This window comes from Xanthobacter sp. DMC12, from assembly GCF_056314105.1.
Genome location: NZ_JBQUYZ010000006.1, coordinates 179,133 through 205,668, shown reverse-complemented (window position 1 = coordinate 205,668; position 26,536 = coordinate 179,133). Strand labels below are relative to the sequence as shown.

The 26,536-nt window shown below is 67.5% G+C and carries 28 protein-coding genes; 11 read left to right on the top strand and 17 right to left on the bottom strand.

Features of this window, described 5'->3' with window-relative positions; genetic code table 11:
- Positions 1–6: 6 nt before the first annotated feature.
- From ACT535_RS20980 to ACT535_RS20930, 11 genes are all read right to left on the bottom strand, one after another.
- The gene (locus tag ACT535_RS20980; protein ID WP_476365882.1) at positions 7–1,170 is read right to left on the bottom strand and encodes an acyltransferase family protein; all 1,164 of its coding nucleotides are present in this window, start codon (positions 1,168–1,170) and stop codon (positions 7–9) included.
- 178 nt (positions 1,171–1,348) lie between these two features.
- Positions 1,349–2,293 carry an NAD(P)H-dependent flavin oxidoreductase gene (locus ACT535_RS20975; protein WP_476365881.1) on the bottom strand — a complete coding sequence of 315 codons (945 nt, stop codon included), beginning with the start codon at positions 2,291–2,293 and terminating at the stop codon, positions 1,349–1,351.
- A 55-nt stretch (positions 2,294–2,348) separates the two neighbouring features.
- Positions 2,349–3,260: an enoyl-CoA hydratase-related protein gene (locus ACT535_RS20970; RefSeq protein ID WP_476365880.1), complete on the bottom strand. Its 912-nt coding sequence runs from the start codon at positions 3,258–3,260 to the stop codon at positions 2,349–2,351.
- A gap of 3 nt (positions 3,261–3,263) precedes the next feature.
- A complete protein-coding gene (locus tag ACT535_RS20965; protein ID WP_476365879.1) occupies positions 3,264–4,472 on the bottom strand; it encodes an acetyl-CoA C-acetyltransferase in 1,209 nt (402 codons plus the stop codon).
- Positions 4,473–4,496: 24 nt separating this feature from the next.
- The gene (locus ACT535_RS20960; RefSeq protein WP_476365878.1) at positions 4,497–6,302 is read right to left on the bottom strand and encodes an AMP-dependent synthetase/ligase; all 1,806 of its coding nucleotides are present in this window, start codon (positions 6,300–6,302) and stop codon (positions 4,497–4,499) included.
- 10 nt (positions 6,303–6,312) lie between these two features.
- Positions 6,313–7,131, bottom strand: a complete 819-nt coding sequence (locus ACT535_RS20955; protein WP_476365877.1) for an ABC transporter ATP-binding protein — start codon at positions 7,129–7,131, stop codon at positions 6,313–6,315.
- Positions 7,132–7,278: 147 nt separating this feature from the next.
- Positions 7,279–8,460: an ABC transporter substrate-binding protein gene (locus ACT535_RS20950; RefSeq protein WP_476365876.1), complete on the bottom strand. Its 1,182-nt coding sequence runs from the start codon at positions 8,458–8,460 to the stop codon at positions 7,279–7,281.
- Positions 8,461–8,504: 44 nt separating this feature from the next.
- Positions 8,505–9,548 carry a branched-chain amino acid ABC transporter permease gene (locus tag ACT535_RS20945; protein ID WP_168456453.1) on the bottom strand — a complete coding sequence of 348 codons (1,044 nt, stop codon included), beginning with the start codon at positions 9,546–9,548 and terminating at the stop codon, positions 8,505–8,507.
- A complete protein-coding gene (locus ACT535_RS20940) occupies positions 9,548–10,426 on the bottom strand; it encodes a branched-chain amino acid ABC transporter permease (RefSeq protein WP_476365875.1) in 879 nt (292 codons plus the stop codon). The genes ACT535_RS20945 and ACT535_RS20940 overlap by 1 nt, the downstream gene beginning before the upstream one ends.
- On the bottom strand, positions 10,426–11,280 hold the full coding sequence (locus tag ACT535_RS20935) for an ABC transporter ATP-binding protein (protein WP_476365874.1): 855 nt from the start codon (positions 11,278–11,280) through the stop codon (positions 10,426–10,428). Before ACT535_RS20935 ends, ACT535_RS20940 begins: the two co-directional genes overlap by 1 nt.
- Positions 11,281–11,406: 126 nt before the next feature.
- The gene (locus tag ACT535_RS20930; RefSeq protein ID WP_476365873.1) at positions 11,407–12,168 is read right to left on the bottom strand and encodes a FadR/GntR family transcriptional regulator; all 762 of its coding nucleotides are present in this window, start codon (positions 12,166–12,168) and stop codon (positions 11,407–11,409) included.
- A gap of 385 nt (positions 12,169–12,553) precedes the next feature.
- Here ACT535_RS20930 and ACT535_RS20925 point away from each other — a divergent pair, with 385 nt between their 5' ends.
- The 3 genes from ACT535_RS20925 to ACT535_RS20915 all read left to right on the top strand — a co-directional run bounded on the left by ACT535_RS20925 (position 12,554) and on the right by ACT535_RS20915 (position 14,444).
- Entirely contained in the window at positions 12,554–13,258 is a 705-nt protein-coding gene (locus ACT535_RS20925; RefSeq protein ID WP_476365872.1) for an alpha/beta hydrolase, read from the top strand.
- Positions 13,215–13,895 (top strand): cysteine dioxygenase family protein, encoded by a 681-nt coding sequence (locus ACT535_RS20920; protein WP_476365871.1) that lies wholly within the window; start codon positions 13,215–13,217, stop codon positions 13,893–13,895. The genes ACT535_RS20925 and ACT535_RS20920 overlap by 44 nt, the downstream gene beginning before the upstream one ends.
- A gap of 66 nt (positions 13,896–13,961) precedes the next feature.
- Entirely contained in the window at positions 13,962–14,444 is a 483-nt protein-coding gene (locus ACT535_RS20915) for a YybH family protein (protein WP_476365870.1), read from the top strand.
- 18 nt (positions 14,445–14,462) lie between these two features.
- Here the strand turns inward: ACT535_RS20915 and ACT535_RS20910 are convergent, their stop codons facing one another.
- The 5 genes from ACT535_RS20910 to ACT535_RS20890 form a co-directional block, all read right to left on the bottom strand.
- Positions 14,463–14,672, bottom strand: a complete 210-nt coding sequence (locus ACT535_RS20910) for a hypothetical protein (protein WP_476365869.1) — start codon at positions 14,670–14,672, stop codon at positions 14,463–14,465.
- The gene (locus tag ACT535_RS20905; protein ID WP_476327417.1) at positions 14,641–14,934 is read right to left on the bottom strand and encodes a BrnT family toxin; all 294 of its coding nucleotides are present in this window, start codon (positions 14,932–14,934) and stop codon (positions 14,641–14,643) included. Before ACT535_RS20905 ends, ACT535_RS20910 begins: the two co-directional genes overlap by 32 nt.
- Before the next feature lie 142 nt (positions 14,935–15,076).
- A complete protein-coding gene (gene ilvC / locus ACT535_RS20900; RefSeq protein ID WP_168456447.1) occupies positions 15,077–16,096 on the bottom strand; it encodes a ketol-acid reductoisomerase in 1,020 nt (339 codons plus the stop codon).
- Positions 16,097–16,244: 148 nt separating this feature from the next.
- Entirely contained in the window at positions 16,245–16,760 is a 516-nt protein-coding gene (ilvN, locus tag ACT535_RS20895; protein WP_168456446.1) for an acetolactate synthase small subunit, read from the bottom strand.
- A gap of 137 nt (positions 16,761–16,897) precedes the next feature.
- The gene (locus ACT535_RS20890) at positions 16,898–18,658 is read right to left on the bottom strand and encodes an acetolactate synthase 3 large subunit (protein WP_476365868.1); all 1,761 of its coding nucleotides are present in this window, start codon (positions 18,656–18,658) and stop codon (positions 16,898–16,900) included.
- A gap of 493 nt (positions 18,659–19,151) precedes the next feature.
- On the opposite strand from ACT535_RS20890, the gene ACT535_RS20885 reads away from it, so the two are divergent.
- From ACT535_RS20885 to lpxK, 8 genes are all read left to right on the top strand, one after another.
- On the top strand, positions 19,152–19,877 hold the full coding sequence (locus ACT535_RS20885; RefSeq protein ID WP_476365867.1) for a class I SAM-dependent methyltransferase: 726 nt from the start codon (positions 19,152–19,154) through the stop codon (positions 19,875–19,877).
- 415 nt (positions 19,878–20,292) lie between these two features.
- Complete coding sequence (locus ACT535_RS20880) at positions 20,293–20,778, top strand: hypothetical protein (protein ID WP_168456443.1); 486 nt, start codon at positions 20,293–20,295, stop codon at positions 20,776–20,778.
- Positions 20,779–20,788: 10 nt separating this feature from the next.
- On the top strand, positions 20,789–21,754 hold the full coding sequence (gene ubiA / locus ACT535_RS20875; RefSeq protein ID WP_476365866.1) for a 4-hydroxybenzoate octaprenyltransferase: 966 nt from the start codon (positions 20,789–20,791) through the stop codon (positions 21,752–21,754).
- A gap of 85 nt (positions 21,755–21,839) precedes the next feature.
- On the top strand, positions 21,840–22,691 hold the full coding sequence (locus tag ACT535_RS20870; protein ID WP_476365865.1) for a 3'(2'),5'-bisphosphate nucleotidase CysQ: 852 nt from the start codon (positions 21,840–21,842) through the stop codon (positions 22,689–22,691).
- Positions 22,688–22,933, top strand: a complete 246-nt coding sequence (locus ACT535_RS20865; protein ID WP_476365864.1) for a DUF4170 domain-containing protein — start codon at positions 22,688–22,690, stop codon at positions 22,931–22,933. The genes ACT535_RS20870 and ACT535_RS20865 overlap by 4 nt, the downstream gene beginning before the upstream one ends.
- A 60-nt stretch (positions 22,934–22,993) precedes the next feature.
- Positions 22,994–23,692, top strand: a complete 699-nt coding sequence (locus ACT535_RS20860; protein ID WP_168456439.1) for a lysophospholipid acyltransferase family protein — start codon at positions 22,994–22,996, stop codon at positions 23,690–23,692.
- Positions 23,693–23,730: 38 nt separating this feature from the next.
- A complete protein-coding gene (locus tag ACT535_RS20855; protein ID WP_168456438.1) occupies positions 23,731–25,026 on the top strand; it encodes a 3-deoxy-D-manno-octulosonic acid transferase in 1,296 nt (431 codons plus the stop codon).
- Positions 25,026–26,042 carry a tetraacyldisaccharide 4'-kinase gene (lpxK, locus tag ACT535_RS20850; RefSeq protein ID WP_476365863.1) on the top strand — a complete coding sequence of 339 codons (1,017 nt, stop codon included), beginning with the start codon at positions 25,026–25,028 and terminating at the stop codon, positions 26,040–26,042. The genes ACT535_RS20855 and lpxK overlap by 1 nt, the downstream gene beginning before the upstream one ends.
- 7 nt (positions 26,043–26,049) lie before the next feature.
- On the opposite strand, the gene ACT535_RS20845 is transcribed toward lpxK, so the two are convergent.
- Positions 26,050–26,421, bottom strand: coding sequence for a DUF423 domain-containing protein (locus tag ACT535_RS20845; protein WP_476365862.1), 372 nt, complete (start codon positions 26,419–26,421; stop codon positions 26,050–26,052).
- Positions 26,422–26,536: the final 115 nt, after the last annotated feature.

Sequence of the window (26,536 nt, the reverse complement as noted above, 5' to 3'; positions counted from 1 at the left end):
CAGCCTTTATCCCGCGGCGAGCCGCGCCCGCCCCCATTTGCGTACGGCGTGCAGGCCATCGAGCACCGGCCGCTCCACCACGGCGAGGAACAGGCTGGCGAGCGCAAAGGTCGCCAGCGCCGTGAGCGCGAACAGGAGCGCGAGCCCTCCCACGCCGAGCGGCGCGAAATGCACGAAGGCCCAGGCCGCCGGCCCCACGATCAGCGGCACATGCACCAGATAGAGCGGGAAGGAGAGCGCGCCGAGATGCTGCAGCGCCGGCCGCTCGAACAGGTCGCGCAGCCAGGGCGTGGTGAGGAAGGCGACGATGACGAGGAGCGCCCCCGCCTCCCGCCATCCTGCGCCGCCGAGGCGGGAGAGGACGGCATCGGCGAGGCCCGGCCCATCCGCATGGCCGGGATAGGTGGCGCCGAGCACGAGGCCGAGAAGCGCGAGCAGCGTGCCCGCCACCGGCATGGGCCGGAGCCAGCCGCGCAGCTCGAACACCAGCGCGCCACCGCAGAAGGCGGCGAGCGAAAAGTTACCAGCGATGGCGAGGCCAAGGAGCCCCGCGACCAGCGCCGGCACGCGCGCCCGGCCACGCACAAGGGCATAGCCGCCATAGATGAGGAACGAGCCCATCAGCTCGATGCGCATGGTCCACAGCGGATTGTCGAACAGCGGCTTGCCTGTCTCCACGAACACCTGAACCGCCCCCTCCCAGGCCGCCTGCCATAAGGGCGGGATGGGCGGCTGGTGGGTCCAGCGGAACCAGGAACTGCCGGAGAGCGCCTGCGCCGCCTTCCCCGCCTCCGGAAAGCCGGCGATCCAGAACCAGGCGATGAGCGAGCCGGCGAGCGCCGGCAGGGCGAGGCGGAAGTAGCGCAAGCCGATCAAGAGCGGCGCTTCCTTCAGCGTGCGCGGCGCCGAGGCAGCCAGCACGAAGCCGCTCAGAGCGAAGAAGACGGCGACCGAGAAATGCCCGTTCCACAGCACCGCCAGCGGCGTGTCGGAGACCGAGAACCCCTCGCGCCCCCAGGAGCGGAAGGGGCCGGGCACGAAGGCGTAGAAGAAATGGAAGATGGCGACGGTGCAGGAGGCGAAGCCACGCAGGCCGTCGAGGCTCGTCACGCGCCCCAGCGGAGGATCGGCGTGGGGCGGATCGATGAGGTGCGTACCGGAAACGGGCATCAGGCGGGCATCGGGGCAGCAAGCGGGAGCCGGACCGTAGCGCCGTCATGGGCGCAGGTCCATGCCAGGCCGCCGTGCGCCCGGCTCGAACCGAGCCCTATTTCCGCCGCGTGGCCCACCCACGCATGGGCCCTCCGGTCGAGCCGGAGGGCGACGCTGGACCAAGCCGCTTGGTCAGTCAGGCCCCTGCGAACGCATCGGAGCAAAGCGCCTTGAGCGCCGCGCGATACTCCTCGCCGAGGCGCGCGCACAGCTCCGCCGCGCCGGGCAGGTCGGCGATGCCGCCCACCCCCTGCCCGGCCGACCACACGGTCTTCCACGCCTTCGCCTCGTTGGACATGTCGAGCTTGGCGTGGCCCTGGAGATTGTCCGGGTCGAGCCCGGCGGCGCGGATGCTGGGCTTCATGAAGTTGGCGTTCACGCCGCTGATGGCGGGCGTGTAGAGGATGTCCGCCGCCGAGGAGGACAGGATCATGTCCTTGAATTCCTGCGGCACCATGGCCTCGCGCGTGGCGATGAAGCGCGTGCCCATGTAGGCGAGGTCCGCTCCCGCCGCGCGCGCGGCGAGGATCTGGGCGCCGGTGTTGATGGCGCCGGCCATCAAGATGGTGCCGGCGAACACCTGCCGGATTTCGGTGACGAGGGCGAACGGGCTGAGCTGCCCCGCATGGCCGCCCGCGCCGGCGGACACGGCGATGATGCCATCCACGCCGGCTTCCGCCGCCTTCTCCGCATGGCGGCGGCTGATGACATCGTGGAAGACGACGCCGCCATAGGCATGCACCGCCTTTACGAGGTCCGGCACGGCACCGAGCGAGGTGATGATGAGCGGCACCTTTTCCTCGACGCAGATGGCGAGGTCCGCTTCCAGCCGCGGATTGGACTTGTGGACGATGAGGTTGACGCCGAACGGCGCCGCATCCGGCGTCTCCGCGAGGCGCGCCTTTATCTCGCGCACCCAGTCACGGAAGCCCTCGCTGGTGCGGGCGTTCAGCGCCGGAAAGGTGCCCACGAGCCCCGAGCGCGAGACCTCCACCACGAGATCCGGGCCGGAGGTGAGGAACATGGGTGCGGCGACGGCGGGGATTTTCAGGCGGCCCTCGAAGGCGGCGGGAAGCGGCATGGGGTGGTCCTTGTTCTGGTGCGGCGGGGCCGCGTGTCCTTGATCCTGAGGCCGTTCAGACGGCGGCCGCCTTCGCGGCCTGGCGGGCGAAGAAGGCGGCGATCTTCTCCTGCGCCTGTGCGCTTTGGATGAGGCGGGCGCAATAATCGCGCTCCACCTTCAGCGCCGTGTCCATGGGCAGGCGTGCGCCCTCGAACACGCAGGAGAGGATGGCGCGCGGCGCGGGATCCTCTCCCTTGGTCCGCGCCAGCACGCGGGCATTCCAGAGGGCAAAGAGGTCTCCCGCGGCGGTGCTGGTGGGCGCGAGGCCCGGCAGGCGGAAGCCCTTCACATCCCATGGCGCGACGGCGCTCACCCGGCCCTCGCGCAGGGCCGCCTTCGCTGCGGGGATGAGATCGTCCGGCGCGACGATCGCATCGATCAGCCCCGCCGCCTGCGCCTCGGCGGCAGTCATGGCGCGCCCCTCCAGCAGGATGGGCAAGGCAGCGGCCATGCCGAGACGGCGCAGCACGCGCTGGGTGCCGCCCGCGCCGGGCAGGATGCCGAGCGTCACCTCCGGCAGGCCGAAAAGGCCCTTCGGATTGTCGGCCGCGAGACGGTGATGGCAGGCGAGCATCAGTTCCAGCCCTGCGCCCAGCGCCGTGCCCGGCGCGGCGGCGACCACCGGCTTGCCGCACGTCTCCAGCCGTCGGAACAGCGCGCCCATGCGGCCGATGCGCCGCGCCGCTTCCGGCAATGTCACGTCCGGCCCGGCAAGGCCGCTCATGATCGAAAGGTCCGCCCCGGCGAGGAAGGAGGACTTTCCAGAGGTGACGATGACGCCGGAGACAGCGCCATCCGCCGCCAGCCGTTCCACCTCGACCTCCAGCGCATCCACCAGCCCCCAGCCGAGCGTGTTCACCGACCGGCCGGGCTGGTCGAGGATGAGAATGGCGATGCCGTCGCCGTCGATCTCGGTGCGCAGCATGGCTCAGACCCGTTCGATGATGGTGGCGACGCCCATGCCGGCGCCGATGCACAAGGTGGCGAGCGCCGTCGCCTTGCCCGTGCGCTCCAGCTCGTCCAGCACGGTGCCGAGGATCATGGCTCCGGTGGCACCGAGCGGGTGGCCCATGGCGATGGCGCCGCCGTTCACGTTCACCTGCGCGGGGTCGAGGCCCAAGGCGTCGGTGAAGCGCAGTGCGACGGCGGCGAACGCCTCGTTGATCTCGAAGAGGTCGATGTCCGCAACCCGCATCCCCGCGCGCTTCAGCGCCTTCTCGGCGGCGAAGGAGGGAGCGGTAAGCATGATGGTGGGTTCCGAGCCGATCTCCGCGAAGGCGCGGATGCGCGCGCGCGGCCTCAGGCCCGCCGCCTCGCCGGCCTCCCGCGTGCCGATGAGCACGGCGGCCGCGCCATCCACGATGCCGGAGGAATTGCCGGCGTGATGGACATGGGCGATCTCACCGACCTCCGGATAGCGCAGGCGCGCGATGGCATCGAAGCCGGGGTCCGCTCCCATGGCGGCGAAGGCGGGCTTGAGGCGGGCGAGATCCTCCACGCTGGAATTGACCCGCACCGCCTCGTCGCGGTCCAGCATCACCTCTCCGATGGCGTCGGTGACGGGCACGATGGAGCGGGCGAAGCGGCCTTCCGCCCACGCCCGCGCGGCCCGGTGATGGCTCTCGACGGCAAAGGCATCCACGGCGGTGCGGTCATAGCCCCATTTCGTCGCAATGAGGTCGGCGCTGATGCCCTGCGGCACGAAGCGGGTGGCGAAGGCCACGTCCGGATCCTGGCTCCACGCCCCGCCGTCGGAGAGGATGGGAATGCGCGACATGCTCTCGCAGCCGCCGCCGATCACCATGTCCGCCTGCCCCGCCATCACCTTGGCGGAGGCCATGTTCACCGCCTCCAGCCCGGAGCCGCAGAAGCGGTTGATCTGAACGCCCGCCACCTCCTCGTCATAGCCCGCGCGCAGGGCGGCGATGCGCGGCAGGCATTGGCCCTGCTCGCCGATGGGCATGACGACGCCCATCACGATGTCGCTCACCTGCGCCGTGTCCAGTTGGCTGCGGTCGCGCAGCGCGGACAGCACGGTGGCGGCGAGGTGCACGGGCGTTGCCGCATGCAGCGCGCCATCCGGCTTGCCGCGGCCGCGCGGGGTACGCACATGGTCGAAGATGTAGGCGTCCGGCATGGAGAATCCTTGCAGCCCCGAAGGTCAGGCGTAGAGGCCTTCGATCTCGGTGGCGTATTTCTTCTGGATGTTGGAACGGCGGATCTTCATGGTCGCCGTCACCTCGTCATCGTCGTGGTCCAGCTCCTTGGTGAGGAGGTGGAAGCGGCGGATGTGGGAGACTTGGGCAAGCTCCCCATTGGCCTTGGCGATCTCGCCCTCGATCAGCGCGCGAACCTGCGGGTTCTCCACGAGATTGCGGAAGTTGGTGTAGGAAATCGCCTTCTCTTCTGCCCATTTGCCCACCGTCTCGAAATCGATCTGGATGAGGGCGGAGACATATTTGCGCGCCTCGCCGATGACGATGCATTCCTTGATGAAGACGCTGGACTTCGCGACATTCTCGATCTCCGACGGGCTCAAATTCTTGCCGCCGGCTGTAATCATGATGTCCTTCAGGCGATCCACGATCTTCACCTGATCGCCCACCATTTCCACCACGTCGCCCGTGTGGAGCCAGCCATCGCGGAGCGCCGCCGTCGTCGCCTCCTCGTTGCGGTAGTAGCCGGCGAAGACGAGGTCGCCTTTCACCAGCAGTTCGTTGTGCGGGCCGAGCTTCACCTCCACGCCCTCCGCCGCCGGACCGACGCAGCCGGGGCGGAGATCGGTGAGGCGCTGGCCGGTGCACATGCCGGTGGTCTCGGTGGCGCCATAGACTTCCACAAGAGGCACACCGAGCGTGCGGAAGAAGCGCACGATATTGGGCGAGATCGGCGCCGCGCCGGTCATCGCCACCTTGGCGCGCCTGAGGCCGATGAAGTTCTGAAGAGCGCGGAAGTAGAGCAGGTAGGCCACGACGAAAATCACCCGCTCCTTCAGCGAGCGCCGCGACGGATGCTTTTCGGCGAACGGCTCGCAGGCCTTCAGCAGGCGCTCGTAGAGCGCGCGGCGCAGGCCGCCCGCCTCCATCATCTTGATGGTGATGGAGGCCGCCAGCTTCTCCCAGATGCGCGGCACGCCGAGGAACATGGAGGGGGCGACCTCCCGCAGGTCCTCCTGGATGGTGCGGATGCTCTCGCCGAAATTCACCTGCGAGCCCAGATAGATGGGCGCCATGGTGGTGAGCATCTGCTCGGCCACATGGCAGAGCGGCAGATAGGAGACGTGGGTGGTGGTCTCGTCGAGCCCCAGCCGCTCCGTGAGCGCGATCGCCTCGGCGCGCAGGTTGCGATAGGTGAGCATCGCGCCCTTGGGCTTTCCGGTGGAGCCGGATGTGTAGATCATCAGCGCCACGTCGGCGAGCGACTGGCGCGCCAGCGCGGCGTCGATCAGGCCGGGGTGCGCGGCGCGGTGGGCGGCACCCATCTCGATCATCGTGTCGAAGGCGATCACCTCGCCGCCCGTATAGGTGCGCAGGCCCTTCTTCTCCACCACCACGATGCGCCGGAGCTTCGGCAGTTCGGCCCGCCGCTCCAGAACCTTGTCCACCTGCTCCTGGTCCTCGCAGACGACAATCTCCGCCTCCGCGTGGCCGAGCACGTAGGCCACCTCATTGGCTGGGCTGGTGGGATAGACACCCACCGTCACCGCCCCGAGGAGGCCGGCGCCGAGCTGGGTGAGCACCCATTCGATGCGGTTTTCCGAGAGCACCGCCACATGCCCGCCCTCGGGCAGGCCGAGGGCGCGCAGGCCATGGCCAGCGAGGGCCGCGCGCTCGAAATAGGCCTGCCACGACACCGGATTCCAGATGCCGAAATCCTTCTGGCGGATGGCGGTGCGCTCGCCGATGCGCTGCGCATTGAGACGCAGCATCTGCGGCAGGCTGAGGTCGGGAAAGCCAAGTGCGGTCATGGTCGCGCGCTCACGAAAGCCAGCGCTTGCGGCGCTTGTAGTGCTTGATGTCGCGGTAGCTTTTCGCCCCCGCCTCCCCGGCCATGCCGAGGTAGAATTCGCGCACGTCCTGGTCCGCCATCAGCCGCTCGGTGGGGCCGTCCAGCACGATCTTGCCGGTCTCCATGATGTAGCCGTAGTGCGAGACGGCGAGCGCCACCGCCGCATTCTGCTCCACCAGCAGCATGGAGACGCTGCGCTCGCGATTGATGCGGGCGATGATGGTGAAGATCTCCTCCACCAGCTTCGGCGAGAGGCCGAGGGACGGCTCATCCAGCAGGATCAGCTTCGGCTCCGCCACCAGCGCGCGGCCGATGGCCAGCATCTGCTGCTCGCCGCCGGAGAGATAGCCCGCGCGGCCGGTGCGTCGCTCGTGGAGGCGGGGGAAATACTCGTAGACCGCATCGAAGGAGGAGGGCTTCGCCGCCCGCCCGGTGAGGGCGTAAGTGGCGGCGACGAGGTTCTCCTCCACCGTGAGATCCTCGAAGATGCGCCGCCCCTCCATCACGTGGAACAGGCCGCGCCGCACAAGCTCGTGCGGCTTCTCGGCTCCGCTCGCCGCCCCGTCGAAGGTGATGGCGCCGGAGGTGACGTCGCCATCCTCCAGCGCCAGCAGGTTGGAAACCGCCTTGAGGGTGGTGGATTTGCCGGCTCCGTTGGAGCCCAGCAGCGCCACCACCTTCCCGGCCTCCACCTTCAGCGACAGGCCGCGCAGCACCTGGATCGTCTTGTTGTAGACGACCTCGATGTTGGAGATGTCGAGGATGGGGGCGCCTGGAGTCTCAGTCATTGTTCCCCCCGCCCACCGCCGTCATGCTCCGGCGCGACCGGAGCATCCATGCCGCCGCCCCGCGCCAGCACCCGGAGGCCCGATGAGCCCTCCGGTCAAGCCGGAGGGCGACGGCGGGAGGAAAGATGAGCAGAGCGGTCATCGGCATCACTTCTTCAGGCTGATCCAATCGGACGCCGGCTTCATCTGCTTGTCGGCGGCGTTGAACTGGTAGATGCGGCCCACCGGCACGGAATTTCCCGGCACCGAGATCGGCACGCCGATGATGCCGCCGGTGTCGAAATCCTTGATGGAATTGAGCGCGGCCTTCAGCGTCTTGCCGTTCAGTTCCTGCCCGGCCGCGAGCGTGCGCTTGGCCGCTTCGCCCATGAGCATGGCGGTGAGGAAACCCTGCATGTAGCCCGTCGCCTGATAGGTGGGGCGCAGCTTGCGGATCTTTTCAAGGATCGGCGCATCGGGGGCCGTATCGTAATAATAACGGTAGGGCATCACGCCCATGAAGCCGTCCGCCGGCGCACCCACATTCGCCCAGAGCGAGTTGTCCATGGACCAAAAGGTGCCCATGAACTTGGTCTTGAGCCCCAGTTGCTTGGCCTGGGACATGAATTCGGGCAGCGGCGCCAGAACATAGCCGTGGAAGATGGTGAAGTCTGGGTTGGCGCGGCGCAGCTTCAGCACCTCGGTGGAGACGTCCACAGCGGTCGGGGGGGTGACGATCTGCGCCACCACGTCAAGCCCCATGGCCTTCGCCCGCTTCACGCTCGCCTCGATGGGGTCGCGGCCGAACTCGGTGTCCGAATTCACGAAGACGAGCTTCGCGCCCGGCTGCGCCTTGGCGATGTATTCGAGCAGGATGGCGAACATTTCGACATAGTCCGGCCCGGCCATGAACTGGAACGGATACTTCACGGGGTCGTTCAGCTCGCTGCCGAAGGAGGCGCCGGCCATGAGGATGCTGCCGCGGCGGTTCAGCTCCTCGTTGATGGTCTTGGCGAAGCCGGTCGAGTCGCCATAGTAGAGATGGATGTCGTTCTGGGTGGTGAGCTTGTTGAACACCGCAACGGACGTATCCACCTTGTAGGCGGTGTCCTCATAGGCGAGGCGCAGCTTGCGCCCGGCAATGCCGCCCGCCTCGTTGGTGAGCTTCACATAGTCCGACATGCCCGCCTCGATGGCCACGCCGGCGAAGGCGAACACGCCCGTGAGCGGGATGGAGCCGCCGATGACGATCTCCTTCTCCTGCGCATAGGCGGTGAAGCCGGGGAAGGCCGAGGCGAGGCCGGCGCCGGCGGCGAGGCCCATGATCTGGCGTCTGTTGAGACTGGTCATTGGCGTTTTCTCCCTTGGATCTTTTTACTTGGTCTTTTCTGGCGTTACGTCCGGAATGGCCACAGATGGAAGAAACGGCGCGCACGGCGCACCATTTCCGCCAGCCCATGCGGCTCGAAGACGAGAAACAGGATGATGAGCGCGCCGAACACGATGGTGCGCACGGGCGAGAGCGCCGCGCCGGCATTGGGGAAGATGGGGGCAAGCCAGTCCACCACGTACTTCAGCAGCTCCGGCACCAGCGTCATGAAGGCTGCGCCCAGCACCGAGCCGATGATGGTGCCGAGCCCGCCCACGATGACCGCCGCGAGGAAGAAGATGGAGGTGGCGAAGGGGAAGCTTTCCGGCGTCACCACGCGGAAGAAATAGGCCCACATGCCGCCCGCCACGCCCGCATAAAAAGACGAGAGGGCGAAGCTCATGAGCTTGTAGCGCAGCAGCGGAATGCCCAGCACTTCGGCCGAGATGTCCCGGTCGCGGATGGCGATGAAGGCGCGGCCGATGCGGGTGCGGAACAGGTTCGCGGCGCCCAGCACCATCAGGCAGGTGATGGGCACGATGACGAAGTAGAGCGCGAACGGGCTCGCCAGTTCCAGCCCGAACAGCCGCGCCGGCGCGACATTGATGCCGCGCACGCCGCCCGTCACCGATACCCAATGGGTGAAGACGAAATGCAGGATCACCGACGCCGCGATGGTGGCGATGGCAAGATAGAGCCCCTTCACCCTGAGGCTCGGAATGCCCACCAGCACGCCCACGAAGGCCGCGACGAAACCGGCCGCGAGGATGTTGAGAAGGAACGGCGTGCCCACCTGCCCCTCGAAGAAGGCAACCGTATAGGCCCCCACCGCCATGAAGGCCGCCTGCCCGAGGCTGACGAGGCCCGTAAAGCCGGTGAGAATATTGAGCCCCGTCGCGCTCGCCACGTTGATTGCGACAAGACAGGCCAGATAAAGCCAGTATTGGTTGAGCACGAAGGGCGCGAGCACGAGCATCGCGAGGAGCACGCCCATCCACGCCCGCTGCGTCGCTGTGACGAGCAGGCCCTCGTCGGCGATGTAGGTTTCCTTGGCGGTTGCGATGCGCATCAGAGCCGCTCGATCTCCACGGTGCCGAACAGGCCGTAGGGCCGGATCATCAGCGCCGCGATGAGGATGGAGAAGGTGGTGACGAGCTTGTACTCGCCGCCGAGGAAGGTGCCGGCCCAGGCCTCCACCAGGCCGATGAGGATGCCGCCGACGAGCGCGCCGAGCACGCTATCCAGCCCGCCGATGATGACCACCACCAGGGCCGAGAGGCCGAACACGCCCATGGTGGGCGAGATGCCGCCGATGGCGCCCACCAGCAGCCCCGCCCCGGCGGCGGTGGCGCAGGCCACCATCCAGGCCAGCGAGAACACCGCCGGCACGTTGATGCCGCAGGAATAGGCTGCCGCCTGGTCGGTGGCCGTGGCGCGCAGGGCGACGCCGCCGCGCCAGAAGCGGAACAGCAGCAGGAACAGGGCGATGACCAGCGCCGACACCACGAAGCCAATGGCGATTTTGCGCGAGACATAGGCCTCGCCGATGAACACCGGCGCCTGCCCCATGAAGTCCGGCAGCGCCCGCGGATCGGTGTTCCAGATCAGCTCCGTGGCACCGATGAGCACGGAGCCGAGCCCCACCGTGAGCATCAGCACCGAAATGGAGCTCTCCCCGAGCATGGGCCGGATGAGCGTGCGCTCCACCACGAAGCCGAACAGCGCGCCGCCGGCAATGGCGAGCGGAATGGCGAGCCATGTGGCGAGGCCGAAGGCGGTGACGAAGGCGAAGAAGAGATATCCCCCCAGCATCAAGATTTCGCCCACCGCGAGATTGATGACGCGCGTCGCCTTGTAGATGAGCACGAAGGACAGAGCCGTAAGGGACAACAATGCGCCGGAGCCGAGCCCCGCCAGCGTCACCTCGGCGAAGAAGAGCCAATCCATCAGGCCGCCTCCCCCACGCCCGAGAGGCGGCGCATCAGCTCGGCGGGATCGCCCGAACCGAGATAGGCGGCGGCGACCTCGGGATTGGACTGCACCTGCGCCGGCAGGCCCTGCGCGATGACCTTGCCGAAATTCAGCACCACCACATGGTCGGAGATGTCCATCACCATCCCCATGTCGTGCTCCACCATAAGGATGGAGATGCCCCACTCTTCCTTCACGTCGAGGATGAAGCGGGCCATGTCCTCGGTCTCTTCGCGGTTCATGCCGGCGACGGGCTCGTCCAGCATCAGGAGGCGCGGGCGCATGGCGAGGGCGCGGGCGAGTTCCACGCGCTTCTGGAGGCCGTAGGAGAGAGAGGCGACCGGCTTGTTGCGGATGTGGTCGATCTCCAGGAAATCGATGATCTGCCGCTCCACCTCGGCGCGCAGCTCCATCTCCTCGGCCCGGGCCGCGCCCCAATAGGTGAGCGCCTGCAAGAGGTTGGTCTTCATGTGGGCGTGCCGGCCGAGCTTGATGTTGTCGAGCACGGTCATGCCCTTGAAGAGCGCGATGTTCTGGAAGGTGCGCGCCAGCCCCGCCTTCGCCCGCTGCGGCGGGTGGGTGTGGGTGATGTCCGCGCCGTCGAGCCGGATGGCGCCCGCGCGCGGACGGTAGAAGCCCGAAATGCAGTTGAAGAGCGAGGTCTTGCCGGCGCCGTTGGGGCCGATAAGGGCCGTGATGGAGCCGGGCTTCACCGCGAAGGACACATCGGTGAGCGCCTTCAGCCCGCCGAACCACAGGCCGAGGCCGTCCACCGCCAGGTGCGCGGCGGCCGGCGCAGGCGTTGCCGCGGAGGCGGGCGCGACGCTCATGCCCTCTCTCCCGGATGCGGGCCGGCGCACGCGCGCCGCCCGGCCGCAGGGACCGAGTTGACCTGTTCCAAGGCATTCCCTCCAAAGCCGCCGGTTTTCCGGCGGTCGTCTTGGCTTTACTTCACTTCAACTCTGCGACTTGCTCAGCGCGTAGCGCGCGAAGATGCGCTCCACCGGCTCGTCGATCTCGCGGCCGGCCCGCACGAAGCCCTTGCGCCAGTCGATCAGGTGCCGGCGCATCCAGGTGCGGGAGAGGTCGAGGTCGCGCGCCTTGACGGCATCGATGATGAAGCGATGCGCCTGCGCCATGCGTGCGGCGCCCTCCGGCACACGACGGCAGATCATTTCCGTCGAGGGAAAGAACAGCAAGGCGGCGGGCTCGCGCGCCATCTCCAGCACACGGTTGCCGCAGGCGCGGGCGAGCAGGGCGTGAAACTCGGAATCCAGCTCCGCCATCACGACCGGATTGTTCACCGCCGCTTCCAGGCGCTCCTGGTTTTCCTCCAGCGCGGCCAGCATGTCCGCGTCCGCATGGATCACCGCGCCTTCGACGACCCCCACCTCCAGTACCATGGCGGTGTCGAACAATTCGCGAAACGTCACGTCCTGCAACACCAGCGCGCGGCTGATGCGGGTGGAGAGCGCCGCCGGCCGGGGCTCGCAGACGAACAGCTTGCGGCTCGCCTCCCGCCGCACGAGGCCGCCCTGCTCCAGCACGCGGATGCCCTCGCGCACCGTGGAGCGGTTCACCCCGAACTGCCGCACCAACGCCGCCTCGGTGCCGATCTCGTCCCCCGGCCGCAGCCGGCCGGACACGATCTCGGCCTCGATGGCCTCGGCGACCATCTCGTAGGCGGAAGGGACCTTGATGCGGTCGAACCGTTCCATGAGCACCGGGAAATCCGCGAAAGGGCACTTTGTCGGACAAAAGGCTATTTCTGGCTCAGAGGGTTGTCAACGGGCATTTCGTGGAACGAATGACTCAATTTAAGTCGTTGAAAGTATTATATTTCAATCGAAACTCATCGACAGACCGACATATTGTGCATTGCGACAACGCAGGCGCACCAGGCGGACCGCCCGGAGGCTGAAGCTCGCCCGGCCCTGTTCTTGCGTGGGCCACGGCTACGTGGCCGGAATTGCCCGGCGTGTGTCGGGGGCGGGTGAACATGTCCTTGATTTTCCGTGATGAATGCGAACGGGCCGGACGCCTAGACGCCGCGTCGCAAACCCGACAGGGCGTCCCCTGCGACGGCTTCCGGGCAACGGCAGGATGACGACCGCCGTCACCGCCGGGCCGAAGATCGCCGCTCTCTCTTGCGGCAAGCCGGTCTATCTCGTGGTGCTGCTGCATGCCGAGGGCAGTTGCGGGCAGGAGGTGATCGACCTCGCGCTGAATTTCGCGCCCGAACTGCCCAAGGCGGATTTCCTCGCCGCCGAGGCCCCCTTCCCGGCCGCGACGGGTCGCCGCTGGTTTCCCGGCGAGAGCTTTTCCACCGAGGCCATCGTCGCCGGCCTCGCGACCAGCGCTCCGCTGCTCGACGCCTTTCTCGACGAGATGCTGGCGGCGCGACGCCTGCCGGGCGACCATCTCGCCCTCGTGGGCTTCTCGCAGGGCGCCATACTGGCCCTCGAGGTGGGCCTGCGCCGTGCCGTGCCGCCCGCCGTCATCATCGCCTTCGGGGGTGCCCTGCCCGAGGCGCGCGACATTGGTCCGCCGCGGGCGAAGCCACCGGTGGTGTTCATCCATGGCGAGGACGATGCCGTGGTGCCACTCGCCGACATGATCGCCACCCGCGACCGCCTGAAGGCCCTCGGCCTGCCGGTGAAGAGCATGCGCCGGCCCGGCCTCGGCCACGGCGTGGATGACGACGGCATCGTCGCCGCCGGCAGCGTGCTGGCCGCGACCCTCGTGAAGCCGAAGAAGGCGAGCGATGACCATGACCATGATCCCGACGACCACGATCATGACCACTGAGACCGGAGCCGCCCCCGTGACGGACGTCATCGCCTCCCCGCCCGAGCCGCTGCGCCGCTTCTCGTGGGACATCCAGTCCATGGTCGAGCTGGCGGACGACCCCCGGGAAATCCTGATGATTGGCCGCGACCTGATGGGCCGGCTGGTGGCGCAGGATGACTGGCTACCGGAGGTCTTCGCCCGGCTCGATGGCGTGCCGTTCCGCCAGTACCAGCTCTATGCGGACCAGATGACCCGCTTCACGGTCGTCGCAACCGTTCTCGCCCCCGGCGCCGCGCTGCCCCTGTGCGAGCAGGCCGTGTGGGAACTGGCCGGCGTGCTGCGCGGCGAGATCGTGCGCCAGCGCCTTGCGCTGCCCGAAGGCGCATCGCCGGTCGCGCGGGCGCCGGAGAAACGCCTTGGCGCGGGCGCGGTGGATGCCTTCTCACCTAGGGACGGCGACGGCCTTGCCATCGCCAACGGCTCGGCCACCGCACCGGCGATCCTGATCGAGGTGCATGGTGCCGAGATCGGCGGTGCGGCGCGCCGCGCCGTCGGGCCGGACGGCAGCGTGGGCAGCTTCACCACGGTGTACGCCAACCCGCCCGAGGCGCCGGCGTGGGACATCCTGACCATTCAGGCGCGCATCACGGACTGACTGTTGCCGGGCGACATGCGCCGGTGGTCTAGTCGCTCTGCGCCCGCCGGCGCGGAGACCTGCGAGATGCTGCGCCGCGCCGTCCTGATCCTCGCCCTTCTGCTCGCACCGGCCATCGCACGCGCTGGGGACGGCGCCGCACCGGATCGCGCAGCAGAGGTCGCCATCCGCGCCCGCCTCGCCGCCTGGGCCGAGGCTTTCAACCGGGGCGACGCCACCGCCACCTGCGAACTGTTCTCCGATGATCTGCGGGCTGACGTGCAAGGCGCCCCGGCGGGCGACAGGGCAACAGTCTGCGCGCGCATCGCCAAGGCGCTGGCGAAGTCGGCCGGCAAGCTCGCCTATACGTGTGTGGTTCACGAAATCCTGGTGTCCGGCGACCTCGCCATGGTCCGCCTCACCTGGGTGCTCACCGCGCGGCCGGACGGCAAGGAGATTTCGCGCGACGAGGGCATGGACATATTCCGCCGCGACGCCGACGGCGTCTGGCGCATCGCGCGCTATATGGCGTTCACGGTGAACGAAGAGGATGCGCCGGCCGGAAAATAGCCCGCCTCGGCAACTCGCTTATTCGGCAGCTTCCTTGGGCGGCTTGCGGCGGCTCTTCGCCGGAATGACGAGATCGAACTCCGCCAGTTCCTCGTCGGTGGGCCAGGTCATGTCCTTATCCCACGCCCAATGCGCGCGGATGTCTTCGTCGCTCATGGCGCGCAGCTTCTCCCAGTCGACCTCCTTGATCGCCCGGTCAGCTTCCTCCAATTGCTTCTTGGTAGGCACGCCGCTCGCTCCGCTTCGCCATCCTGAGGGATATGGCCCGCCGCCTCCGGCCTCGCCACGTCCACACACACAATAGCACATCTTCGCCGATGGCAGCCACGGACTCGAAACGCAGCTCGGTCTGGGGCGGCTTGAGGGAACGGCGGTCGAGGCGCGGTCGCCCGTCGAACAGACGACCGGAAATGGAAAGCGGCAAACCATGCTTGGCACGGTTTGCGGCATCCTTGTCGTCATCCCATTCGAGGTCGTCTGTCTCGCCCATCGCGGCCCCCGTCGCCGTTAGATTCTGACATATCCTGGCTTCGCGGCCCAGACTTCGCTCCGGTGACAGTGTCACCGGGCCCGCCAAAAAAAAGCCCCGGAGCAGCGCGGGCTGCTCCGGGGCCTGCCTCAACGCATGAGGATCAGTTCTTCGACTTGTCCACGAGGGCCTTGGCCTTGATCCAGGGCATCATGGCGCGCAGCTTCTCGCCGACTTCCTCGATGGGGTGGGCGTTGGCGCGGGCGCGGGTGGCCTTGAAGGAGGCCTGGTTGACCTTGTTCTCCAGCATCCAGTCACGGGTGAACTTGCCGGACTGGATGTCGTTCAGCACGCGCTTCATCTCGGCCTTGGTCTCGGCGGTGATGATGCGGGGGCCGGTGACATACTCGCCGTATTCGGCGGTGTTGGAGATGGAGTAGTTCATGTTGGCGATGCCGCCCTCATAGATGAGGTCGACGATCAGCTTCACCTCGTGGAGGCACTCGAAATAGGCCATCTCGGGGGCGTAGCCGGCTTCCACCAGCGTCTCGAAGCCGGCGCGGATCAGCTCCACGAGGCCGCCGCAGAGCACCACCTGCTCGCCGAACAGGTCGGTCTCGCACTCTTCCTTGAAGGTGGTCTCGATGACGCCGGCGCGGCCGCCGCCGATGGCGGAGGCGTAGGACAGGCCGAGGTCATGGGCGTTGCCCGAGGCGTCCTGGGCGATGGCGATGAGGGTCGGCACGCCGCCGCCGCGCTGGTACTCGGAGCGCACGGTGTGGCCGGGACCCTTAGGGGCGACCATCAGCACGTCGAGGTCCTTGCGGGGCTCGATGAGGTTGAAGTGCACGTTGAGGCCGTGGGCGAACAGCAGCGCCGCGCCGTGCTTCATGTTGTCCGCGAGGCTCTCGCGATAGATGTCGCCCTGCAGCTCGTCGGGGGTGAGCATCATCACCACGTCGGCGATCTTGGCGGCCTCGGCGGGCGCCATCACCTTGAAGCCCTCGGCCTCGGCCTTCTTGGCGGAGGCGGAGCCGGGACGCAGGCCGATGATGACATCCTTCACGCCCGAGTCGCGCATGTTGAGCGCGTGGGCATGGCCCTGGCTGCCATAACCGATGACGGCGACCTTCTTGCCCTTGATCAGGTTCAGGTCGGCGTCGCTGTCGTAATAAACGCGCATCGTGGTCTCCTTATGGGCGTTATCTCGAATTGGGGGATGGCCGCGGCTCCTTTGCACCGGATCGCGGCAAATGGAAACAGGCGTTTCGCCCGGCACCGCTGCCGGCGAACGCCTGTTTCCGATTGGTCACATTGTCAGGCCGCGGCCCTCACATGGCTTCCGGGCCGCGGGAAATGGCCACCACGCCGGTGCGCGCAACCTCCACGAGGCCGAGCGGCTCCATCAGCCAGGCGAACTGGTCGATCTTGTCCGACTTGCCGGTGATCTCGAACACGAAGCTTTCGCGCGTCGCGTCGATGACACGGGCGCGGAAGGCCTCGGCGAGCCGAAGCGCCTCGCCGCGGGCATCGCCCACGCCACGCACCTTCACCATGGCGAGTTCGCGCTCCAGCGCCGAGGCTTCCACGGTGAGGTCGCGCACCCGGTGGACAGGCACGAGGCGGTCGAGCTGGTTCTTGATCTGCTCAATCACCATGGGCGTGCCGGTGGTGACGATGGTGATGCGCGAGAGGTGGCCCTCGTGGCTCACCTCGGACACCGTGAGGCTGTCGATGTTGTAGCCGCGGCCGGAGAACAGCCCGATGACGCGCGCCAGCACGCCCGGCTCGTTGTCGACCAGGACGGAGAGGGTGTGGCGCTCGATGGGCTCTTGGGTGTTGGGCATGGTTGTCTCGGATGGAAGGGCGTGAGGGCGGCGATGCGCCGAGAAGAGGCTCCCTCTCCCCTTGCGGGAGAGGGTTGGGTGCGGGGGTTACGTCCGTCTGGCCAGCGCCGGGCGGCTCCGCCCGGCGGCTTCGCGCCTCACACCAGCATCTTGCCCTCGTCGGTGATGGCCTCGTCGAGGTCGATCGCCATGTCGCCGAGGATCATCTCGTTGTGGGCGCGGCCCGACGGGATCATGGGGAAGCAGTTTTCCTGCTGGTCCACGATGCAGTCGAAGATCACCGGCCGCTTGATGGCGATCATCTCCTCGATGGCCGCGTCGAGATCGGACGGCTTGTCGCAGCGGATGCCCACGCCGCCGTAGGCGTCGGCGAGCTTCACGAAGTCGGGCAGCGCCTCGGAATAGGAGTGCGAGTAGCGCGCGCCGTGCAGCAGTTCCTGCCACTGGCGCACCATGCCCATGTACTTGTTGTTCAGGATGAAGATCTTCACTGGCAGGTCGAACTGCACGGCGGTCGACATCTCCTGCATGTTCATGAGGATGGAGGCCTCGCCGGCGATGTCGATGCACAGGGCGTCGGGGTGCGCCTTCTGCGCGCCGATGGCGGCGGGCAGGCCGTAGCCCATGGTGCCGAGGCCGCCGGAGGTCATCCAGCGGTTCGGCTCCTCGAAGCGGAAGAACTGCGCCGCCCACATCTGGTGCTGGCCCACCTCGGTGGAGATGTAGACGTCCTTGTCCTTGGTGAGATTGTAGAGCCGCTCGATGGCGTACTGCGGCTTGATGATCTCGTCCGAATGCCGGTAGGCGAGGCAGTTGCGCCCCCGCCAGCGGTCGATCTGCGCCCACCAGGACTCCAGCGCCGCCTTGTCCAGCTTCAGGCCGCGGGCCTTCCAGGCGGCGAGCATGTCGGCGAGCACGCGGGTGCAGTCGCCGATGATGGGCAGGTCCACCTTGACGTTCTTGTTGATGGACGAGGGGTCGATGTCGATGTGGATCTTCTTGGAGCCCGGCGCGAAGGCGTCGAGGCGGCCGGTGATGCGGTCATCGAAGCGCGCGCCGATGCAGACCATCACGTCGCAGCCGTGCATGGCCATGTTGGCTTCGTAGGTGCCGTGCATGCCCAGCATGCCAAGCCACTGGCGGTCGGCCGCCGGGAAGGCGCCGAGGCCCATGAGGGTCGAGGTGACGGGCACGCCGGTGAGGCGGGCCAGCTCGCGCAGGATGCGGCTCGCCTCCGGCCCGGAATTGATGACGCCGCCGCCGGTGTAGAAGATGGGCCGCTTCGCCCCGGCCAACATCTCCACCGCCGCCGCGATCTGCGGCGCCTCGGCGTCGAGCTTGGGGCGGTAGGTCTTGTGCTGGATGTTCTCGCGGCCGACATAGGTGCCGGTGGCGAACTGCACGTCCTTCGGGATGTCGACGACCACCGGGCCCGGCCGGCCGTTCTGGGCGACATAAAAGGCCTCATGCAGGGTGCGCGCGAGGTCGTTCACGTCCCGCACCAGGTAATTGTGCTTGGTGCAGGGGCGGGTGATGCCGACCGTGTCGCACTCCTGGAAAGCGTCGTTGCCGATGAGGTGGGTCGCCACCTGCCCGGTGATGCAGACGATCGGGATGGAATCCATCAGCGCGTCTGTGAGGCCGGTGACGGCATTGGTGGCGCCGGGGCCGGAGGTGACGAGCACGACGCCGACCTTGCCGGAGGAGCGGGCATAGCCCTCGGCCGAATGCACCGCCGCCTGCTCGTGGCGCACGAGGATGTGCTCGATGTGGTTCTGGTGGAACAGCGCATCGTAGATCGGCAGCACGGCGCCGCCCGGGTAGCCGAAGATGTGCTCGACGCCCTGGTCAGCGAAGGCCTGGATCACCATCTCGGCGCCGGTCATCTGCTTGCTCATGGTCCAACTCCCTGCGGGATGCTCTCGGTCCCGGCCGGCGCGCTTCGCCGGACTTTTATCCTTGTCTCCGCCCGGCCTGCGGCCCGGCTCGATCCTTGAAATCCGCGCCGGCGCCCGGCCCAGAAACGACGAAGGGGCCCGAAGGCCCCTCGTCACGCGCCACCTCGTTCGTCACAGCCCTCAGGCCGGACGGAAAGTGGCGCACCACCCTACGAGAAGAATAACGATCTTGCGCATGTCGGCGCCGTCCCTTTCAAAAGTTGCGCAAAACTACCCACGCCCGAGCGCGCCGTCAAGCGGCAACCATCGGGAGCGGAACTGATGGCGACACTAGATGGTTCAGCACATGCTGACCATCGCAGGCGGAGCAGGATACCGCCCCTCATCCGGCAGGTTTCGCCATACCGCATGCGACTATAAAACAGATATCATCCCGCACTCTTGTATATTATACGGGTTGTAAAAAGCAACGAATAAGCAAGGGAGCGATCAGATGCAAGAATGGAAAAATCGCCTATACGATGCATATGTATCTAGCAACCAGGGCGGTCAGGATGCATCTCTTGGTTATTCAGTGCGCGGCCCGCACATAAACTCATTCATAAAACACCATATGCCATCGGATCGGCATATTAAAATACTGGACGTCGGATGCGGCGCCGGGGATGTCATTTACTGGCTTAAAAAATCAGACTATCATGATATATCCGGATTTGACATATCACCCGAAATGATTGATCTGGCACACAGACGAGGCGTCGTCGAAGCCTATCTCGGAGATATTAATCAATCTCTTTCTTCGATACAATCCAATAGCATTGATGCTGCAATTTGTTTTGACATATTCGAACATTTATCGAGATCTGAATTATTCAACATATCTGATGAAATATTTCGCATCTTGAAACCCGGCGGAACGATCTTCGTTCACACACCAAACGCGTCCGGAATTTTCGGAGATCACGTCCGATATGGCGATATTACACATGAAATTTCGTTCACATCGACATCGATGCGCCAGCTTATGCTCACTGTAGGCTTTGAAAACATATCGTCGTTCGAAGACAAGCCCGTTCCCCATGGGCTAAAAAGTACCATTCGAGCTATCATCTGGGCGGTTGGAACGGCAGGCTTCCGACTACTTTACGCTGCAGAGACCGGGAGTTTCAATTATATCGCGAGCCAGAACTTCCTGACTTCCGCAACCAAGCCTGCATAGGTCTTCGCAATAAGCGGCTCGAGTTGGCGCCCCCACGCCGGAACGCCAGACTGGCACCGCAAGCCAGATGGACCGTGTTCCACAACAGGAATCAAAAAAAGTTCGCTTTCGGCCGGCACTCCGTGGAGCGCGGACGATGGCGTCCTCCCGGCGGCGCGCCCGCGCGCGCCCGTATGGACGGTCCCCGGCGCACCTCTCGCAAATTACGAACTGCGCGAGCGCTTCCAAGCCTGTCAGGCCTCGGCGAGACGATCGATACGCACGTGGCAGGCCGTTGGTCTGCCACGCCCGATGCACTCCGTTAGGGAATGCGTGGTAGCTTTCCGCAGCTTCCGCCGTGATATTGCCCAAAGTTGGGGGTCTGTATATCAAACCTGCGGTCCCGACGGATCCCGATGAGGAGGGGCACTGCCTCATGAAGAAGTTCACGCTCGCGATTTCGGCCACTCTCCTCGCGACGGCGCTGTCTGCCGGCGCCGCGCTGGCGGATTGCCAGACGGATGTCGCCTCGGTGCGCGGTGAACTGGAAGAGAAGGGCAAGGCCCTGCAGTCGATCGTGAACAAGAAGGAGAAGAACCCGCAGGTCCTCTGCCCCGCGTTCCGCGCCTATGCCGCGGCCGAGCAGAAGTGGGTGAAGTTCCTGGCCGACAACAAGGATTGGTGCCAGGTTCCGCAGCAGGCCATCGATACGGCCGCCGCCTCCAACAAGAAGACCATCGATCTGCGTAACAAGATCTGCGAGGCCGCGGCCAACGGTGCGACCGGCGTCGAGGGCGGCGGCGGCAAGCCCCCGCCGCAGGGCTCCATGTCCAGCGCGCTGGGCATCACCACCGGCTACAGCATCGATGCCGGCAAGAACTCCGGCGTGTTCGGTACGCTCAACGGCAACGCCCTGAAGTGAGGCTGACCGATTGAGTTCCAGCGAAGGGGCGTCCGCCCCGCCGATCGCCGATGCCCCACGCGGTAACTGGGTGGAGCGCCTGGCCCCTGGCCCGGTGCGTCCCTACCTGCGACTCGCGCGGATGGACCGGCCCATCGGCTCATGGCTCCTGCTCCTGCCCTGCTGGTGGTCCACGGCGCTCGCGGCCATCGCCAATGACGATCCCTACCCCTCGGTGAAGCTGCTGGTGCTGTTCGCCATCGGCGCCGTCGCCATGCGCGGGGCGGGCTGCACCTGGAACGACATCCTCGATCGCAAGATCGACCGGCAGGTGGCGCGCACCCGCGGCCGGCCCATCGCGTCCGGGCAGGTAAGCGTCCCCGCAGCCTTCGCCTTCCTCGTGTTCCAGGCCCTCGTCGGCCTCGCGGTGCTGCTGTCACTGCCGCATTTCGCCATCGTCACCGGCATCGCCTCCCTCGGCGTGGTGGCCGTCTACCCGCTGATGAAGCGCGTCACCTCGGTGCCGCAACTCATCCTCGGCATCGCCTTCTCCTGGGGGGCGCTGATGGGCTGGGCGAGCGTGATGCGCACCATCGCCGATCCAGCCCTGCTGCTGTTCGCCGGCTCGGTGCTTTGGGTGTTCGCCTACGACACCATCTATGCCCATCAGGACAAGGAGGACGACGCCATTGTCGGCGTGCGCTCCACGGCCCTGCTGTTCGGGCGCAGCACCGGCCTTGCGGTGTCGCTGTGCTACGCCGTGGTGGTGTTCCTGTTCGCGGCGGCGCTCATGTCCGTGCCGGTGGGGCCGTTTGCCTATCTCGGCCTGATCGGCTTCGCCGTTCACCTGTGGCTGCAGGTGCGCCGGCTCGACATTGACGATCCCGAGCGCTGCCTCGCCGTCTTCAAGTCGAATCGCGACGCCGGCCTGATCCTGTTCGCGGGCCTCGCCCTCGACACCCTTCTTCCCAACACCATCGCGCCTCTCCTGCCGTAAGGACAGCCCGCGGGGCGGTCCGATTGACGCGGTGCAGCATCAGATGGCTTGCCTCGCGGCGTCCGCGCCCCTATTTGGCAGGGCAATGAGCACCGAACCGACGCGCGCCGGCGGCGGGGATCATCCCCGGTTCGCCATCGAAGACGCCTTTGCCCGCCGTATGGTCGATACGGTGGCGCAGGCCGGCGAGATGGCGCGCAGCATGTTCGCGGCCGGCGTAAAGACCTGGACCAAGGGCAACGATTCCCCCGTCACCGAGGCCGACATGGCGGTGGACGCCTTCCTGCGGCAGCATCTCACGGCACTCGATCCCGCCGCCGGCTGGCTGTCCGAGGAATCGGCCGACACGCCCGCGCGCCTGTCCGCCCAGCGGCTGTGGGTGGTGGACCCCATCGACGGCACCCGCGCGTTCATGGCCGCCGGCAGCGACTGGGCGGTCTCCGTGGCGCTGGTGGTGGGGGGACGGCCGGTCGCCGCCGCGCTGTTCGCCCCGGCCACCGACGAAATGTTCACCGCCATGGCCGGCGCCGGCGCCTTCCATAACGGCCGCCGCCTCGCCGCCCCTTCACGCGCGCGGCTCGACGGTGCGCGGGTCGCCGGCCCGCCGGCCGATCTCGACCGCATCGCCCGCGCCGCCCGCGTGGAGCGCCTGCCGCGCATCCGCTCGCTGGCGCTGCGCCTCGCGCGGGTCGCCACCGGCGAGATCGACGTCGCCCTCGCCGGAGGCAATTCCAACGACTGGGATCTGGCCGCCGCCGATCTCGTGGTCACGGAGGCGCAGGGGCGCCTCACCGGCCACGACGGCGTGGCGCTGCGCTACAATGCGCCGGTCCCCAGCCACGCCCCCCTCGTCTGCGCCGGTGCCCCGCTGCACCCGGCCGCGCTCGAGGCCATGGGCGCACCCGTTTCTTTCAAAGCCGCATTGGATACGCCATGACCGACACGAAGAAGCAGTTGCCCCACCTGGTTTTCGGCGGGGAATTGACCGCAATCGACAGCACCGAGTTCAAGGATCTTACCAAGCTCGACATCGTCGGCATTTATCCCGACTATGCCAGCGCCGCGGCCGCCTGGAAGGCGAAGGCGCAGCAGACCGTGGACAACGCGCTGATGCGCTACTTCGTGGTACATCTCCACCGCCTCCTCGATCCGGAAACCGGCAAGGTTCAGGGCGGGTGAGGATCAGGTCTCTCGTTCCGCATCCCCTGCGGGACGCAACAACAGTGGGCAAACCATAAGATGTGGCGGCGACTGAGGACCAACCGCGCCTTCAAGGTGGCAGCGGGGACGACGTTTGCGTCCTATTTCAAGCTGGTGGCGCATACGACGGATTTCGTCATCGAGCCGCCGGACGTCTTCGAGGCCATCGACGAGCACCTGCCGGTGATCGTCACCTTCTGGCACGGGCAGCATTTCCTGACGCCGTTCGCCATGAAGCCACACCACAAGGCCAAGGTGCTGATCTCCCGCCATGCGGATGCGGAGATCAATGCCATTGCCGCCGAGAAGCTGGGCGTCGGGACCATTCGCGGCTCCGGCGCTACCTCCAAGCGCGACTTCCACCGCAAGGGGGCGGTCTCCGCCACCTATCAGATGCTGGATACCCTTGCGGAAGGCATCAATGTGGCGATGACGGCCGATGTCCCCAAGATCGCGCGCAAGGTGGGGATGGGCGTCGTTACCATTGCACGCTACTCGGGACGCCCTATCATCCCGGTCGCCATGGCGACCCGTAATCGCATCACCCTGAAGAGCTGGGACCGCGCCAGCCTGAACCTGCCGTTCGGGAAGGGTGCAGCCGTGGCCGGCGCGCCGATCTGGGTCGCCCGCGACGTGGACGAGGCCGGCCTCATCGCCGCCCGCGACCAGGTGCAGGCCGCCCTCGAGGACGTGACCCGCCGGGCTGAGGCCCTGGCCGCACGGACCTCGCGCCGATGAAGGGCCAGCCATGAAAGGCGAGCCATGAAGGCCGCGGCATGAAGGGGCGCAAGCTGCCTCTCACCCTCCGGGCCTACCGGCGGGCGAGTTCCGTGGCGGCGCTGCTGGCGCCGGCGTGGCTCTCCTATCGCGTCCGCAAGGGCAAGGAAGACCCGGCGCGCCTCGCCGAGCGGCGCGGCTATGCCAGCACGGAGCGCCCCCCGGGGCCGCTCGTGTGGGTGCATGGTGCCAGCGTGGGCGAAGTCATCTCCGTCCTGCCGCTGATCGAGCGGCTGACGCAGCGCGGCTTCCGCGTGCTGCTCACCTCCGGCACGCTCACCTCGAGCCGTGTCGCCGAGCGACGGGCGCCGCCCGGCGTCATCCACCAGTTCGTGCCGCTGGATGCCCGCGCCTTCGTCGCACGCTTCCTCGACCATTGGTCGCCGGACCTCGTGCTGCTCGCTGAATCCGAGCTGTGGCCCAACCTCCTGGCGGAGCTGGGGCGGCGCGGCACGCCCATCGTTCTGGTCAACGGCCGCCTATCCGAGCGCTCCGCCAATCGCTGGAAGAAGCTGCCCAAGAGCGCGCGGGCACTGCTCTCCCGCGTTGATCTGTGCCTCGCCCAGAGCGAGGAGGACGGCGCGCGCTTCCAGGCGCTGGGCACGCCGCGGGTGGAAGTCTGCGGCAATCTGAAGTTCGACGTGCCGCCCCCTTCCGCCGATTCCGCCGAGCTGCAGCGGCTCGACAAGGCGCTGGGCAAGCGGCCGATCCTGCTCGCCGCCTCCACCCATGAGGGCGAGGAAGCGCTGATGCTGGAGGCGCACGAGATCCTCACCTCCAAGATCCCGGATCTGGTGACGGTGATCGCCCCCCGCCATCCCGAACGCGGGCTGGATGTGGCGGCCCTCGCCCAGGCGGCCGACCTCGGCACCCGCCAGCGCAGCCTCGGCGAACTGCCGGACCGGGAAACCGACATCTATATCGCCGACACCATCGGCGAACTGGGCCTGTTCTATCGCATGGCGCCGGTGGTGTTCATGGGCGGCTCCCTGGTGGAGCACGGCGGGCAGAACCCCATCGAGCCGGCGAAGCTCGGCGCGGTGGTGCTGCACGGCCCCCATGTGTGGAACTTCGCCAACATCTACGAGCGGCTGGACGCCGACGAGGGCGCGGCGGAAGTCACCGACGCGCTGGGTATCGCCCGCGCCGCCTATGCCCTCATCAAGGACCCGCAACTGCACGGCGAGATGGCCGACGCGGCCCATGCCGCCGTGACCTCGCTGGGCGGCGCGCTCGACCGCACGCTCACGGCCATCGAGCCCTATCTGGTCCACATCCGCCTGCAGGCCCGCTGATGCGGCGCGCGCCCGCCTTCTGGTGGCGCGACCGGCCGGGCCTTGCCGCCACCCTCCTCTCCCCGGTGGCGGCGGTGATCGGCGGCGTGGCGCTGCGCCGGCTCGGGCAAACCGGCGGCACGGTGGACGTGCCGGTGATCTGCATCGGCAATCCGACGGTCGGCGGCGCGGGCAAGACCCCCACCGCCATCGCCCTCATCGAACGGCTCAAGGTGCGCGGCGCGCAGCCCTTCGCCTTGCTGCGCGGCCACGGCGGCAAGGTGAAGGCGCCCCTTCGCGTGGATCTTGCCGCCCACACCGCGGCGGATGTGGGCGACGAAGCCCTCCTGCTCGCCCGCCATGCCCCGACCATCGTCGCGGGTGGCGACCGGCTGGGCGGCGCGCGACTGGCGGTGAAGGCCGGCGCGAGCCATGTGGTGATGGACGACGGCTTCCAGAACCCCTCGCTGCACAAGGATTGCAGCCTGCTGGTGATCGACGCCGGCGTCGGCGTCGGCAACGGCTGCGTCACCCCCTCCGGTCCCCTGCGCGCGCCGCTGGCGCCGCAGCTTGAGAAGGCCGACGCGGTGCTGGTGATCGGCGAGGGCGCGCCGGGCGAGCGGGTGGCCGGCGCGGGGCGCGCGGCCGGGCTCGCCGTGCTGCGGGGACATCTGGCGCCGGAGCCCTCGGCCATCGCGGCGCTGAGGGGCCTGCCGCTGGTCGCCTTCGCCGGCATCGGCCGGCCGGAGAAGTTCTTCGCCACGCTGGAGGCGCAGGGTCTGTCGGTGGTCGCCCGCCACCCCTTCGCCGACCACCACCCCTACCGGCCCGACGAGATCGCCCGCCTCACGTCGGAGGCGGCGCGCCTCGGGGCGCGGCTGGTGACGACGCAGAAGGATCTGGCGCGCCTTGAGCCAGAGATCGCGCGCACGGCGACCATCGCCCCCCTGCCCGTCCGTCTCGCGCTCGACGGCGCGGATCAGCTCGACGCACTAATCGACCGGGCCGAGGCCCGCGCCGCCGCACGAACGTCCTGATCCGACCTCAGTGCCGCCGGGCGAGCAACGCGGTCGCCGCCACCATCAGCCAGCCGAGGATCATCAGGCTGCCGCCGAACGGCGCGCTTCCGCCGAGGAGCTTGACGTCCATCAAGGCCCGCGACGCCAGATCGCCCGAAAAGAGAAGTGTGCCGAGCGCGATGGCGCTGGCCCCCACCTTCAGCAGCACGCCTCCGCGGGCAAGCTGGAGGGCGAGGGCCACCAGCGCCGCCAGTGCCGCGGCATTGAACAGCAGGAAGTGCGACGCGGTCTCGAGGTTGGTGCCCCCGCCCACATGGGCCGCCGCAGCCGCGGCGCCGACACCGGCAGCACCGAACAGGCCGGCAAGAAGAACGAGAAGACAGGTCCAGAGGTCCATCGGGCGTTTCCTTGAAGCGCCGCGGCCGATCGCGGGCAGCCCGTCTATACGCCCGCCGGAAGGGTCGCGGTGCATGACATCGCGGCGCAGGGTGTGGCAGCGCCCGACACGACCC

Coding starts and splice junctions, on each gene's coding strand:
- ACT535_RS20980 (WP_476365882.1), bottom strand. CDS start 1,170: ATGCCCGTTTCCGGTACGCACCTCATCGATCCGCCCCACGCCGATCCT.
- ACT535_RS20975 (WP_476365881.1), bottom strand. CDS start 2,293: ATGCCGCTTCCCGCCGCCTTCGAGGGCCGCCTGAAAATCCCCGCCGTC.
- ACT535_RS20970 (WP_476365880.1), bottom strand. CDS start 3,260: ATGCTGCGCACCGAGATCGACGGCGACGGCATCGCCATTCTCATCCTC.
- ACT535_RS20965 (WP_476365879.1), bottom strand. CDS start 4,472: ATGCCGGACGCCTACATCTTCGACCATGTGCGTACCCCGCGCGGCCGC.
- ACT535_RS20960 (WP_476365878.1), bottom strand. CDS start 6,302: ATGACCGCACTTGGCTTTCCCGACCTCAGCCTGCCGCAGATGCTGCGT.
- ACT535_RS20955 (WP_476365877.1), bottom strand. CDS start 7,131: ATGACTGAGACTCCAGGCGCCCCCATCCTCGACATCTCCAACATCGAG.
- ACT535_RS20950 (WP_476365876.1), bottom strand. CDS start 8,460: ATGACCAGTCTCAACAGACGCCAGATCATGGGCCTCGCCGCCGGCGCC.
- ACT535_RS20945 (WP_168456453.1), bottom strand. CDS start 9,548: ATGCGCATCGCAACCGCCAAGGAAACCTACATCGCCGACGAGGGCCTG.
- ACT535_RS20940 (WP_476365875.1), bottom strand. CDS start 10,426: ATGGATTGGCTCTTCTTCGCCGAGGTGACGCTGGCGGGGCTCGGCTCC.
- ACT535_RS20935 (WP_476365874.1), bottom strand. CDS start 11,280: ATGAGCGTCGCGCCCGCCTCCGCGGCAACGCCTGCGCCGGCCGCCGCG.
- ACT535_RS20930 (WP_476365873.1), bottom strand. CDS start 12,168: ATGGAACGGTTCGACCGCATCAAGGTCCCTTCCGCCTACGAGATGGTC.
- ACT535_RS20925 (WP_476365872.1), top strand. CDS start 12,554: ATGACGACCGCCGTCACCGCCGGGCCGAAGATCGCCGCTCTCTCTTGC.
- ACT535_RS20920 (WP_476365871.1), top strand. CDS start 13,215: ATGACCATGACCATGATCCCGACGACCACGATCATGACCACTGAGACC.
- ACT535_RS20915 (WP_476365870.1), top strand. CDS start 13,962: ATGCTGCGCCGCGCCGTCCTGATCCTCGCCCTTCTGCTCGCACCGGCC.
- ACT535_RS20905 (WP_476327417.1), bottom strand. CDS start 14,934: ATGGGCGAGACAGACGACCTCGAATGGGATGACGACAAGGATGCCGCA.
- ilvC (WP_168456447.1), bottom strand. CDS start 16,096: ATGCGCGTTTATTACGACAGCGACGCCGACCTGAACCTGATCAAGGGC.
- ilvN (WP_168456446.1), bottom strand. CDS start 16,760: ATGCCCAACACCCAAGAGCCCATCGAGCGCCACACCCTCTCCGTCCTG.
- ACT535_RS20890 (WP_476365868.1), bottom strand. CDS start 18,658: ATGAGCAAGCAGATGACCGGCGCCGAGATGGTGATCCAGGCCTTCGCT.
- ACT535_RS20885 (WP_476365867.1), top strand. CDS start 19,152: ATGCAAGAATGGAAAAATCGCCTATACGATGCATATGTATCTAGCAAC.
- ACT535_RS20880 (WP_168456443.1), top strand. CDS start 20,293: ATGAAGAAGTTCACGCTCGCGATTTCGGCCACTCTCCTCGCGACGGCG.
- ACT535_RS20870 (WP_476365865.1), top strand. CDS start 21,840: ATGAGCACCGAACCGACGCGCGCCGGCGGCGGGGATCATCCCCGGTTC.
- ACT535_RS20865 (WP_476365864.1), top strand. CDS start 22,688: ATGACCGACACGAAGAAGCAGTTGCCCCACCTGGTTTTCGGCGGGGAA.
- ACT535_RS20860 (WP_168456439.1), top strand. CDS start 22,994: ATGTGGCGGCGACTGAGGACCAACCGCGCCTTCAAGGTGGCAGCGGGG.
- ACT535_RS20855 (WP_168456438.1), top strand. CDS start 23,731: ATGAAGGGGCGCAAGCTGCCTCTCACCCTCCGGGCCTACCGGCGGGCG.
- lpxK (WP_476365863.1), top strand. CDS start 25,026: ATGCGGCGCGCGCCCGCCTTCTGGTGGCGCGACCGGCCGGGCCTTGCC.
- ACT535_RS20845 (WP_476365862.1), bottom strand. CDS start 26,421: ATGGACCTCTGGACCTGTCTTCTCGTTCTTCTTGCCGGCCTGTTCGGT.